Here is a 13,283-nt window from a genome sequence, read left to right on the forward strand (position 1 = left end):
AACTCTATGTTCTGACAGGCGTTTTGCCCACGTATACGAAAAATTGACATTAAACTAGCACGACCAAAGACAACTTTACACCGTCTGTCACATTGGCTTGCGCGAATATGTCGATTGGCCAGCAAGTCGAAGTCGGTAAAAAAGTCCTACAGACTACTCATACCCTTCCGACACCACGCTGACTCAGGCGTCCACCATCGCCATCGCCTCCTCGACATCCACTGCAACCAGTCGCGAACAACCCGGCTCATGCATCGTCACCCCCATCAGTTGATCGGCCATTTCCATGGCGATCTTGTTGTGGGTGATATAGATGAACTGCACGGTCTGCGACATCTCTTTAACCAATCGTGCGTAGCGTCCAACGTTAGCGTCATCCAGTGGCGCGTCAACTTCATCGAGCATGCAGAACGGCGCCGGATTCAATTTGAAGATCGCAAAAACCAGTGCCAGTGCGGTCAGGGCTTTTTCCCCGCCAGAGAGCAAATGGATGGTGCTGTTCTTCTTTCCTGGCGGCCGCGCCATGATCGTCACCCCTGTATCGAGTAGATCTTCGCCCGTCAGTTCCAAATACGCGCTGCCACCACCGAAAACTTTCGGGAAAAGCGCCTGTAATCCGCCATTGATCTGATCAAAGGTATCCTTGAAGCGGTTACGGGTTTCCTTGTCGATCTTGCGAATGACGTTTTCCAGGGTCTCCAATGCCTCGACCAGATCGGCGTCCTGCGCATCCAGATAACGTTTACGCTCGGATTGTTGCGTGTATTCGTCGATGGCCGCGAGGTTGATCGCACCCAGGCGCTGAATCCGCGCATTGATTCGTTCGAGTTCTTCTTCGGCGGCGCGTTCACTGGCCTCAGGCGTCAAGGTCGCGAGCACGCCATTGAGATCGTAGCCGTCTTCGAGCAATTGATCCTGCAACGCCTTGCGCCGCACGGTCAGCGCTAGCCATTCCATGCGCTGCTGTTCGAGCTGGCCACGGATCAGTTGCGATTGCTGCTCGGCCTGGGTCCGGCGCTTTTCCGCCTCGCGCAGTTCGCGGTCGGCGTCTTCCAGCGCGATCTGCGCGGTCTTCAGTTCTTCGTCGACGGTCATGCGCTTGTCGAGCAGCTCTTCGAGTTTCAGGCGCAGCTCTTCCAGCGGTGCCTCGCCCTCCTCCAGATTCAGACTCAACTGTTCGCGTTTTTCGGTCAGGCGCTCGGCCTGCATCTCCAGACGTTCCAACGCCTGGCGCGTGGAATCGTGCTGCGCGCGCAACGAACCGAGACGCACCGCCAGTTGATGGGCGTGATCCTTGTGCTGGCGGGCTTCCTGGCGCACGCGATCGAGGCGTTCGCGCAGGTTGTCACGCTGGGCCAGCAGCAACTCGCGCTGCTCGGTGTCCAGCGCCATGGCATCGAGCGCTTCCTGCAATTGCATGCGCGCTTCGCCGATCTGTTCGTGTTCCAGTTCGCGTTGCTCGCCGAGTTCGATCAGCTCCTCATCGAGTCGGGTGCGGCGCAGCGTCAGCTGTTCAGCCTTGGCTTTACCGGCGGACAACTGGGCTTTCAATTCACCTTGGGAGCGGGCTTCGTCCTGCAGCAAACGGCGCAAATGCTCACGACCGTTTTCCTGCTGCCGCTGTTGCGCCCGCAGGGTTTGCAGACGGGTTTCCATGGCTTCGACCGTGGCTTCGCGCTCTTCGCGTTCGACCTGCAGCGTCTCGATTTCCTGGCCACGGGCAAGCATGCCGCTCTCGGATTCACTGGCGCGACGCACCCGCAGGAAGTGTCGGCCAACCCAGTAACCGTCGCGACTGATCAGGCTCTGCCCGGCACTCAACTGGCCGCGCAGGGCCAACGCCTGTTCAAGGCTGTCGACCGGTTTGACCTGGCCGAGCCACGGCGACAGATCGATCTGCGCCTCGACTTTATCCAGCAGGCTGCCCGCCACTCGCACACCATCGCTGGCGGGGCTGAGCAGGCGCAGATCGCCTTGGGTGAAACCGGACAGATCGAAACCGTTGAAGTCGTCCACCAGCACCGCTTGCAGATCGGCGCCGAGCACGGTTTCCACCGCCAGCTCCCAACCAGCCTCGACCTTCAGCCCTTCGGCGAGACGCGGACGTTCGGCGAGGTTGTGTTCCTTCAGCCATTCGGCGGTGCCGGTGCCCGGGTCGAGCGCGGCTTGCTGCAAGGCTTCCAGCGACGCCAGTCGCCCGTTGAGGCGCTGCAAATCGCCCTGCGCCTGCTGCTGCGCGGTCAGTGCCTGCTGCAATTCCTGACGCAGTTGTTCCAGTTTTTCGACCTGCGCTTCTTCGCTGGTCTGCAAATCTTCGAGGGTCGCTTCGGATTCGGCGAGCTGCTCGTTGAGCGCCATGATCGCCGCGTCTTCCGGGTCGGCGGAAAGCAGATCGCGCTCTTCGGCGAGACGCTTTTGCCGATCGGCCAGACGCTCCATGCTGGTTTCCAGCTGCTGGATCCGCGACTGCTGCACTTCGGCCTGGCGCCGTGGTTCGGCAGCGGTCAGGTTGAAAGTGTCCCACTGCTCCTGCCAGCCGTGCATGACGCTTTCGGAATCTTCCAGCGCAGCGGCGGCTTCTTCGGCAGCGGCGCTGGTGACTTCCTGCTCGGGGGTGAGCATGTCCAGCTCTTCGCCGAGGGTCAGCAGCAGCGTGCGGTCGTGGCCCAGGTGCGATTCGGTTTCCAGACGCGCGCGCTCGGCTTCTTTCAGATCGTCCTGCAACTGGCGCAAGCGCTGCTGACCGTGCTGGATGCTCTGCTCGACCCGGGCGATGTCGCCGCCGACCGAATAGAAGCGGCCCTGCACCAGATTGAAGCGCTCGGACAGTTCGTGGTGCCCGTCGCGCAGGCGCTCGATGGCGGCATCGGCATTGCGCTGCTCGGCAACCAGCGCTTCGAAACTGACTTCCTGGGTGCCGATGATCGACTCGCGCTGGCCGACCTGATCGTTCAGATCCTGCCAGCGCAGGGCCGACAGTTGCGCCTTGAGCTGGCGCTCTTCGTTTTTGTATTCCTGATACTTCTTGGCGGACTCGGCCTGCCGGTGCAAACGTTCGAGCTGACGCTCAAGCTCTTCACGCAGGTCGGTCAGACGCGCAAGGTTTTCGTGGGTGCGGCGGATGCGGTTTTCGGTCTCGCGCCGGCGCTCCTTGTACTTGGAGATGCCTGCCGCTTCTTCGATGAAGTTGCGCAAGTCTTCAGGCTTGGACTCGATCAGCTTGGAGATCATCCCCTGCTCAATGATCGAGTAGCTGCGCGGGCCCAGACCGGTGCCGAGGAAGATATCGGTAATGTCGCGACGACGGCATTTGGTGCCGTTGAGGTAATAAGTCGTCTGGCTGTCGCGGGTCACCTTACGACGGATGGAAATCTCCGCGTAAGCCGCGTATTCGCCCAACAGCGTGCCGGCGGAGTTGTCGAACACCAGCTCGATGCTCGCCTGGCTCACCGGTTTGCGGCTGGTCGAGCCGTTGAAGATGACGTCGGTCATCGACTCACCACGCAGGTTCTTCGCCGAACTCTCGCCCATCACCCAGCGTACGGCGTCGATGATGTTCGACTTGCCGCAACCGTTCGGCCCGACGACCGCCGCCATGTTACTGGGGAAGTTCACCGTGGTCGGGTCGACGAAGGACTTGAACCCCGCCAGTTTGATGCACTTCAGCCGCACGCTCAGGCAACCGTCAGGGCGGAGACCACCAGATCGCAGCTGCGCTGGGCATAAGCCGTCAGCACGATGCGGATCTGCGGCAAATCACGGGCGAGCACAGCGGCCAGCAGGCGTTCGAACAGTTCGAGAAACTCGCTCATTTCGGCCTTGCGCTGTTCGAGGGCGAGGAAGTACGCACGGCTCATGGCCGGCTGCAGGTTCTCGACGGTCTCTTGCAGGTACGGGTTGTTGGCAAACGGGTACGCAGCGCGCATCACGGCGAAGCTGTCGTCGACGAAGGTGCGGATGTCCTGACGCTCGTAGCTGGCGGTCAGGCGCTGCTGGATCTGCACGAACGGCGCCATGTCGGCCTGGGTCTGCCAGCCATTCGCGACCGCATTGCCGAGCAGGATGTACAGCTCGCTCATCAGCGTGCACAGGCTCTGCACCTTGTGCGCGGTGAGTTCGGTGACATGGGCGCCACGTCGCGGCAGGATCGCGATCAGGTGTCGGCGCTCGAGGATCAGCAGGGCTTCGCGGACCGATCCGCGGCTGACATTGAGGGCCAGCGTGACCTTCTGTTCCTGAATGCGCTCTCCCGGCTTCATTTCGCCGCGAATGATGCGTTCGGCGAGGTGGTGAGCAATTTGCTCGGCGAGGCTGTCCGGCGCCTTGAACGTCATGGTTGTCCTTCAAACTCTTCGATCTGCACAAGCGGCGCAGTGTAGCGCAAATGCAGGTGCATGGCGGAGTGCCCGCACGGCGCTTTTTGGCACGATTCAAGCAAAAAGGCAGTGGATCCGCTCAGGGTCAATACTCAATAGAGCACGCGTTAATCGACAAAACCGTTTTTCCTGACCTTTAAGTCAGAAAACCATTGACCGAAAAGTCAGACCTGCTAAATTCGGCTCAAGTCGGTTAACAACAATAATGAGTCTGCGAGGCCTTCCGTGATCCAGTTTTTACTTAACCAGGAACTCCGTAGCGAGCACGCCCTGGACCCGAATCTGACCGTGCTCAATTACCTGCGCGAACACGTGGGCAAATCCGGCACCAAAGAAGGCTGCGCCAGCGGCGACTGTGGCGCCTGCACCGTGGTGGTCGGCGAGTTGCAAACGGATGACGCCGGCCGCGAACACATTCGCTATCGCAGCCTCAACTCGTGCCTGACCTTTGTGTCGTCGCTGCACGGCAAACAACTGATCAGCGTCGAAGACCTCAAGCACCAGGGCGAATTGCACAGCGTGCAGCAAGCCATGGTCGAGTGCCACGGCTCACAGTGCGGCTTCTGCACCCCCGGCTTCGTCATGTCGCTGTTCGCCCTGCAAAAGAACAGCGATGCACCGGATCAGGCCAAGGCCCACGAAGCGCTGGCCGGCAACCTTTGCCGCTGCACCGGCTACCGGCCGATCCTCGCCGCCGCCGAACAATCCTGCTGTGGCAAGCAACCGGACCAGTTCGACGCCCGCGAAGCCGAGACCATCGCCCGCCTCAAAGCCATCGCCCCGACCGATATCGGCGAACTCAACAGTGGCGACAAACGCTGCCTGGTGCCGCTGACCGTCGCCGATCTGGCCGATCTGTATGACGCTTACCCACAAGCGCGGCTGCTGGCCGGCGGCACCGATCTGGCGCTGGAAGTCACCCAGTTCCATCGCACCCTGCCGGTGATGATCTACGTCGGCAACGTCGCCGAAATGAAGCGCATCGAAACCTTCGACGACCGTATCGAAATCGGCGCCGCCACCGCCCTCTCCGACTGCTACGAAGCGCTGACTGCCGAGTACCCGGACTTCGGCGAACTGCTGCACCGCTTCGCCTCGCTGCAGATCCGCAACCAAGGCACCCTCGGCGGCAACATCGGCAACGCCTCGCCGATCGGTGACTCGCCACCGCTGCTGATCGCCCTCGGCGCGCAAGTGGTGCTGTGCAAAGGCGAAACCCGGCGCACGCTGAACCTGGAAGATTACTTCATCGACTACAAGGTCACCGCCCGTCAGGAAAGCGAGTTCATCGAGAAAATCATCGTCCCGCGCGCCACGGCCGAACAGCGTTTCCGCGCCTACAAGGTTTCCAAGCGTCTGGACGATGACATCTCCGCCGTCTGCGCCGCATTCAATCTGCGCGTGGAAAACGGCGTGATCAGCGATGCGCGCATGGCGTTCGGCGGCATGGCCGCGATTCCGAAACGCGCCGCCCACTGCGAAGCCGTGCTGCTCGGCCAGCCGTTCAACAACGCTGTAATCGAACGCGCCTGCACTGCGCTGGCCGAAGACTTCACGCCGCTCTCGGACTTCCGCGCCAGCAAGGAATATCGCCTGCTCAGCGCACAGAACCTGCTGCGCAAATACTTCATCGAATTGCAAACACCGCACATCGAGACTCGGGTGACCGCTTATGTCTAACCATCACGCCGTAGAGAAGACTCAAGCCGAACTGGCGGAACTGTTCGCCAAGGACCTGACCACCGGTGTCGGCCGCAGCGTCAAGCACGACAGCGCCGCCAAGCATGTGTCCGGTGAAGCGCAGTACATCGATGATCGTCTGGAATTTCCCAATCAACTGCACGTGTACGCACGGCTGTCGGACCGCGCCCACGCGAAAATCATCAGCATCGACACCAAGCCCTGCTACGCCTTCGAAGGCGTGCGCATTGCGATCACCCATGAAGACGTGCCGGGCCTGAAAGACATCGGCCCGCTGCTGCCGGGCGATCCCCTGCTGGCCATCGATGACGTGCAATTCGTCGGTCAGCCAGTGCTGGCCGTGGCCGCGAAAGACCTGGAAACCGCGCGCAAAGCGGCGATGGCGGCGATCATCGAGTACGAGGATCTGGAGCCGGTGCTGGACGTGGTCGAAGCCTTGCGCAAACGCCACTTCGTGCTCGACAGCCACACCCATCAGCGTGGCGATTCGGCTTCGGCATTGGCCACCGCCGAACATCGCATTCAAGGCACGCTGCACATCGGCGGTCAGGAACACTTTTATCTGGAAACCCAGATCTCCTCGGTGATGCCCACCGAAGACGGCGGCATGATCGTCTACTGCTCGACGCAGAACCCCACCGAAGTGCAGAAGCTGGTGGCCGAAGTGCTCGACGTGTCGATGAACAAGATCGTCGTCGACATGCGCCGCATGGGCGGTGGTTTCGGCGGCAAGGAAACCCAGGCCGCCAGCCCGGCCTGCCTGTGCGCGGTGATCGCGCACCTCACCGGGCAGCCGACCAAGATGCGCCTGCCACGGGTCGAAGACATGCTGATGACCGGCAAGCGCCACCCGTTTTACGTCGAGTACGACGTCGGCTTCGACAGCACCGGGCGTCTGCACGGGATCAATATGGACCTGGCTGGCAACTGCGGCTGCTCGCCGGACCTGTCAGCGTCGATCGTTGACCGGGCGATGTTCCACTCGGACAACTCGTACTACCTTGGGGACGCGACCATCAATGGTCACCGCTGCAAGACCAACACCGCGTCGAACACTGCCTACCGTGGTTTCGGCGGCCCGCAAGGGATGGTCGCCATCGAAGAAGTGATGGACGCGATTGCCCGTCACCTCAACCTCGATCCATTGGCCGTGCGCAAGGCCAACTACTACGGCAAGACCGAGCGCAACGTCACCCACTACTACCAGACCGTCGAGCACAACATGCTCGAGGAAATGACCGCCGAACTGGAAGAAAGCAGCCAGTACGCCGAGCGCCGCGAAGCGATCCGTCGCTACAACGCCAACAGCCCGATCCTGAAAAAAGGCCTGGCGCTGACCCCGGTGAAGTTCGGCATTTCCTTCACCGCCAGTTTCCTCAATCAGGCCGGCGCGCTGATCCACGTCTACACCGACGGCAGCATCCACCTGAACCACGGCGGCACGGAAATGGGCCAGGGCCTCAACACCAAAGTCGCGCAGGTGGTGGCCGAAGTGTTCCAGGTGGAAATGGATCGGGTGCAGATCACCGCGACCAACACCGACAAAGTGCCGAACACCTCGCCGACTGCGGCTTCCAGCGGCGCTGACCTGAACGGTAAAGCGGCGCAGAACGCTGCCGAGATCATCAAGCAGCGTCTGGTGGAATTCGCCGCGCGGCACTACAAGGTCAGCGAAGAAGACGTGGAATTCCACAACGGCCATGTGCGCGTGCGTGACCACATCATGACCTTCGAGGCGCTGATTCAACTGGCGTATTTCAATCAGGTCTCGCTGTCGAGCACCGGCTTCTACAAGACCCCGAAAATCTACTACGACCGCAGCCAGGCCCGGGGTCGGCCGTTCTACTACTTCGCCTTCGGTGCGGCGTGCTGCGAAGTGATCGTCGACACCCTGACCGGCGAGTACAAGATGCTGCGTACCGACATCCTCCACGACGTCGGCGCCTCGTTGAACCCGGCGATCGACATCGGTCAGGTCGAGGGCGGTTTCGTCCAGGGCATGGGCTGGCTGACCATGGAAGAGCTGGTCTGGAACAACAAGGGCAAGCTGATGACCAACGGCCCGGCCAGCTACAAGATCCCGGCCGTGGCGGACATGCCGCTGGACCTGCGGGTGAAGCTGGTGGAGAACCGCAAGAACCCGGAAGACACGGTGTTCCATTCCAAGGCTGTGGGTGAGCCGCCGTTCATGCTCGGGATTGCCGCGTGGTGCGCGATCAAGGACGCGGTGGCGAGCCTCGGTGACTATAAGCATCAGCCGCAGATCGATGCGCCGGCGACCCCGGAGCGGGTGTTGTGGGGGTGTGAGCAGATGCGTCAGCTCAAGACGGTGAAAGCGGTCGAAGCTGAAACCGAGCTGGCTCCGCTCTAGGACCGAGGCGCGGCCTTCGCGAGCAAGCTCACTCCTACAGGGGAATGCAATTCAACTGTAGGAGTGAGCCCTGCTCGCGAATAGGCCCGAACAGACAACGATGTTGTAGGGGTGAACTATGTACAACTGGATCGACGCCCTCGCCGACCTGCAGAACCAGGGCGAACCCTGCGTTCTGGTGACGATCATCGAAGAACTTGGCTCGACCCCGCGCAACGCCGGCTCGAAGATGGTCGTCAGCGCGAAACAGACCTTCGACACCATCGGTGGCGGGCATCTGGAATACAAAGCCATGCAGATCGCCCGCGAGATGCTCGCCAGCGGCAAGCAGGACACCCATCTGGAGCGCTTCAGCCTCGGCGCCAGCCTCGGCCAGTGCTGCGGCGGCGCCACCGTGTTGCTGTTCGAACCGATGGGCCAGGTGCAGGCGCAGATCGCGGTGTTCGGCGCCGGGCACGTCGGCCGTGCGCTGGTACCGTTGCTCGCCAGCCTGCCGTGCCGGGTGCGCTGGATCGATTCGCGGGAAGAGGAATTCCCCGAACAGATCCCCCACGGCGTGCGTAAAATCGTCGCCGAAGAGCCTGTGGATGAAATCGACGATCTGCCCGCCGGCAGCTATTGCATCGTCATGACCCACAACCATCAGCTCGACCTGGAACTCACTGCCGCGATCCTCAAGCGCGACGACTTCGCTTACTTCGGCCTGATCGGTTCGAAGACCAAACGGGCCAAGTTCGAACATCGCCTGCGTGATCGCGGTTTCGACAGCGGCGTCGTGCAACGCATGCGCTGCCCGATGGGCATTGGCGAAGTCAAAGGCAAACTGCCTGTGGAAATCGCCATCTCCATCGCCGGCGAAATCATCGCCACCTATAACGCCAATTTCGGCCAGCACAGCGCCAGCGCCGAACCGATTGCCAGACTGCTGCCGGTTTCGCGGCGCAGTCAGGCCGCCAAACTCAAAGCCTCAAACTGATTAGAGAACCCTCATGCCTCTGACTCGCAAAGCCTACCGCGCCGCCATCCTGCACAGCATCGCCGACCCCGCCGAAGTCGGGATCGAAGCCTCCTACGAATATTTCGAGGACGGCCTGCTGGTGGTCGATGGCGGCAAGATCAGCGCCCTCGGCCACGCCAGCGACCTGCTGCCGACCCTGCCGGCGGACATCGAGATCACCCACTATCAGGACGCGCTGATCACCCCGGGCTTCATCGACACCCACATCCACCTGCCGCAAACCGGCATGGTCGGGGCCTACGGCGAGCAACTGCTGGATTGGCTCAACACCTACACCTTCCCGTGCGAAAGCCAGTTCGGTGACAAGGCCCACGCCGACGACGTGGCCGATATCTTCATCAAGGAACTGCTGCGCAACGGCACCACCACCGCGCTGGTATTCGGCAGCGTGCACCCGCAGTCGGTGAACTCATTCTTCGAGGCGGCCGAGAAGCTCGACCTGCGGATGATCGCCGGCAAGGTGATGATGGACCGCAACGCGCCGGACTATCTGACCGACACCGCCGAATCGAGCTACGTCGAGAGCAAGGCGCTGATCGAACGCTGGCATGGCAAGGGCCGCCTGCACTACGCGGTCACCCCGCGTTTCGCTCCTACCAGCACCCCGGAGCAACTGACCCTCGCCGGCCAGCTGTTGACCGAATACCCGGATCTGTACATGCAGACCCACATCAGCGAAAACCTTAAGGAAATCGAGTGGGTCAAGGAACTGTTCCCGGAGCGCAAGGGTTACCTCGACGTTTACGATCACTACAAGCTGCTCGGCGAACGCTCGGTGTTCGCCCACGGCGTGCACCTGTGCGACGACGAATGTGCGCGACTGGCGGAAACCGGCTCGGCGATCTCGTTCTGCCCGACCTCGAACTTCTTCCTCGGCAGTGGTTTGTTCAATCTGCCGATGGCCGAGAAGCACAAGCTCAACGTCGGTCTCGGCACTGACGTCGGCGGCGGCACCAGCTTCTCGCTGCTGCAAACGCTGAACGAAGCCTACAAAGTCATGCAGTTGCAGGGTGCGCGGTTGAGTCCGTTCAAGTCGCTGTACCTGGCGACGCTGGGCGGTGCGCGGGCACTGCGTCTGGAAGACAAGATCGGCAACCTGCAACCGGGTTCCGATGCGGACTTCCTGGTGCTGGATTACAACGCCACGCCACTGCTCAGCTATCGCCTGAAACAGGCTAACAACATTGCCGAAACGTTGTTTGTGCTGATGACACTGGGCGATGACCGCACGGTGCAGCAGACGTATGCGGCGGGGGCTTTGGTGCATCAGCGCTGAGTTTTTTCAAGGCATAAAAAATCCCCCGGTGGTGTTAGCCCCGGGGGATTTTTGTTGCCTATCAGACCGTATTCGCGAGCAAGCCCGCTCCCACAGGGGATCTCAGTCGATGCCAAATTTTATATTCACTGAAGATCCAATGTGGGAGCGGGCTTGCTCGCGAAGGCCGCGACTCGGTATCAGTCAGAGTTTCGCCGCAGGGCGCCCAGGCTTCTTGGTCTGCAACAAATGCGAGAACACCGCATGCAAATCATCCGACGCACTCTCCTCATCGAGGTTGAGCTTGCTGTCGATGTGATCCATGTGATGCATCATCAGGTCCACTGCCAGCTCACCGTTGCGCGCTTCGATGGCGTCGATCAACTGAGTGTGCTCGTCGTAGGAGCAATGCGAGCGGTTGCCGCTTTCATACTGGGCGATGATCAGCGAGGTCTGCGAGACCAGGCTGCGCTGGAAGCTGATCAGTGGCGCGTTCTTCGCCGCTTCGGCTAGTTTCAGATGGAATTCGCCCGACAGACGGATACCGGCACCGCGATCGCCACGGGAGAAACTGTCGCGCTCGTCGTTGACCATCTGACGCAATTCGGCGATCTGCTCGGCGGTGGCGTGCTGCACGGCCAGTTCGGTAATCGCGCGCTCCACCAGACGGCGGGCCATGAACACCTGACGTGCTTCTTCAACGCTCGGGCTGGCGACCACCGCGCCACGGTTCGGCCGCAACAGGACCACGCCTTCATGGGCCAGACGCGACAGCGCGCGGCGAATGATGGTGCGGCTGACCCCGAAGATTTCCCCCAGCGCTTCTTCGCTCAATTTTGTGCCGGGCGCCAGACGCTGTTCGAGGATAGCCTCGAAGATATGTGCGTAGACAATATCGTCCTGGGTTCCGCTGCGGCCGGCTTTGCCTGCTCGCGGTTGTTTCTTGAGGGGTTGCAACTGTTCGTTCATGGGCACTCGAGTCGGGAGAACTGCGGCGAATAGACCGTGACTGTAATACGGCACAGTAGGTCGCTGGCAAGTATCGCGTAAAAAACAGCGCGATTGTACACAATGGATGGTGGCAACACGACTGTATGGCTGTTTGTGACCACGGCTGTATTGCAACGATCCGTTACGATTGAGTTTAGGCTTGATCGCATAATCCGCAGCCAGAACACAACTCTCCTGTGGGAGCGGGCTTGCTCGCGAAGGCGGTGTGTCAGGCGACATCTGCCTTTACTGGCCCAGCGCTTTCGCGAGCAAGCCCGCTCCCCCAGGGATTCATGGGTAATTGCGGACATCTCCATCTGTATAAGGAACACCGCCGTCATGAACGACGCCACCTACACCCGCCTGCGCCCCCTCGCCGACACTTCGCCCTCGGCCATCGTCGCCGGTTTCATCGCGATGATGACCGGCTACACCAGTTCGCTGGTGCTGATGTTCCAGGCCGGGCAAGCGGCGGGCCTGAGCAGCGGGCAGATTTCCTCGTGGATCTGGGCGATCTCGATCGGCATGGCGGTGTGCTCGATCGGCCTGTCGCTGCGCTATCGCACGCCAATCACCATCGCCTGGTCGACGCCCGGCGCGGCGTTGTTGATCACCAGTCTCGGTGGCGTCAGCTACGGCGAGGCCATTGGCGCCTACATCACCTGCGCGGTGCTGGTGACGATTTGCGGGCTGACCGGCAGCTTCGAACGCTTGGTGAAGAAGATCCCGGCGTCGCTGGCGGCAGCGTTGCTGGCGGGGATTCTGTTCAAGATCGGCAGCGAAATCTTCGTCGCCGCGCAACACCGCACCGGGCTGGTGCTAGGGATGTTCTTCACTTATCTGCTGGTCAAACGGCTGTCACCGCGTTACGCGGTACTGGCTGCGCTACTGATCGGCACCGCGCTGTCGGGCTTCATGAGCCTGCTGGATTTCAGCGGTTTCCACCTGGAACTGGCGACGCCAGTCTGGACCACGCCGCACTTCTCGCTGGCCGCGACCATCAGCATCGGCATTCCGTTGTTCGTGGTGGCGATGACTTCGCAGAACATGCCCGGCATCGCCGTGCTGCGCGCCGACGGCTACAACGTGCCCGCCTCGCCACTGATCACCAGCACCGGCATCGCCTCGCTGTTGCTGGCGCCATTCGGCTCCCACGGCATCAACCTCGCGGCGATCAGCGCGGCGATCTGTACCGGGCCGCACGCCCATGAGGATCGCAACAAACGCTACACCGCCGCCGTCTGGTGCGGGATTTTTTACGGGATTGCCGGCGTATTCGGCGCTACGTTGGCGGCGCTGTTTGCCGCGTTGCCAAAAGAACTGGTGCTGTCGATTGCCGCGCTGGCGCTGTTCGGCTCGATCATCAATGGCCTGAGCATTGCCATGACCGAGGTCAAGGAACGCGAGGCAGCGCTGATCACCTTCATGGTCACGGCGTCGGGGCTGACGCTGTTTTCCATCGGCTCGGCGTTCTGGGGGATTGTCGCGGGGGTACTGACCTTGCTGATCCTCAACTGGCGCAAAACCCAGGCATAAAAAAACGGCGACCCTCAGGTCGCCGTTTTTTTCAGT

8 protein-coding genes are annotated in these 13,283 nt (G+C 61.3%); 5 read left to right on the forward strand and 3 right to left on the reverse strand.

Going from position 1 to position 13,283, the window contains the following annotated elements:
- Positions 1-183: 183 nt before the first annotated feature.
- Both smc and KCG87_RS13915 read right to left on the reverse strand, forming a co-directional pair.
- Positions 184-3,672, reverse strand: coding sequence for a chromosome segregation protein SMC (smc, locus tag KCG87_RS13910; RefSeq protein WP_210557472.1), 3,489 nt, complete (start codon positions 3,670-3,672; stop codon positions 184-186).
- Positions 3,673-3,674: 2 nt separating this feature from the next.
- On the reverse strand, positions 3,675-4,334 hold the full coding sequence (locus KCG87_RS13915; protein WP_007961062.1) for a GntR family transcriptional regulator: 660 nt from the start codon (positions 4,332-4,334) through the stop codon (positions 3,675-3,677).
- A 267-nt stretch (positions 4,335-4,601) separates the two neighbouring features.
- Here KCG87_RS13915 and xdhA point away from each other — a divergent pair, with 267 nt between their 5' ends.
- The 4 genes from xdhA to guaD all read left to right on the forward strand — a co-directional run bounded on the left by xdhA (position 4,602) and on the right by guaD (position 10,742).
- Positions 4,602-6,056 (forward strand): xanthine dehydrogenase small subunit, encoded by a 1,455-nt coding sequence (gene xdhA, locus KCG87_RS13920; RefSeq protein ID WP_210557471.1) that lies wholly within the window; start codon positions 4,602-4,604, stop codon positions 6,054-6,056.
- Positions 6,049-8,448 (forward strand): xanthine dehydrogenase molybdopterin binding subunit, encoded by a 2,400-nt coding sequence (gene xdhB / locus KCG87_RS13925; RefSeq protein WP_096797080.1) that lies wholly within the window; start codon positions 6,049-6,051, stop codon positions 8,446-8,448. The genes xdhA and xdhB overlap by 8 nt, the downstream gene beginning before the upstream one ends.
- Before the next feature lie 118 nt (positions 8,449-8,566).
- A complete protein-coding gene (gene xdhC / locus KCG87_RS13930; protein WP_210557470.1) occupies positions 8,567-9,424 on the forward strand; it encodes a xanthine dehydrogenase accessory protein XdhC in 858 nt (285 codons plus the stop codon).
- Positions 9,425-9,437: 13 nt separating this feature from the next.
- Positions 9,438-10,742 (forward strand): guanine deaminase, encoded by a 1,305-nt coding sequence (gene guaD / locus KCG87_RS13935; protein ID WP_139055673.1) that lies wholly within the window; start codon positions 9,438-9,440, stop codon positions 10,740-10,742.
- Positions 10,743-10,925: 183 nt separating this feature from the next.
- Here guaD and KCG87_RS13940 read toward each other — a convergent pair whose 3' ends face one another.
- The gene (locus tag KCG87_RS13940; protein WP_007961054.1) at positions 10,926-11,690 is read right to left on the reverse strand and encodes a GntR family transcriptional regulator; all 765 of its coding nucleotides are present in this window, start codon (positions 11,688-11,690) and stop codon (positions 10,926-10,928) included.
- A gap of 360 nt (positions 11,691-12,050) precedes the next feature.
- Here KCG87_RS13940 and KCG87_RS13945 point away from each other — a divergent pair, with 360 nt between their 5' ends.
- Complete coding sequence (locus KCG87_RS13945; RefSeq protein WP_210557469.1) at positions 12,051-13,247, forward strand: benzoate/H(+) symporter BenE family transporter; 1,197 nt, start codon at positions 12,051-12,053, stop codon at positions 13,245-13,247.
- Positions 13,248-13,283 lie beyond the last annotated feature (36 nt).

The organism is Pseudomonas sp. MWU347 (assembly GCF_017947305.1).
In the GTDB taxonomy this organism is placed as follows: domain Bacteria; phylum Pseudomonadota; class Gammaproteobacteria; order Pseudomonadales; family Pseudomonadaceae; genus Aquipseudomonas; species Aquipseudomonas putida_A.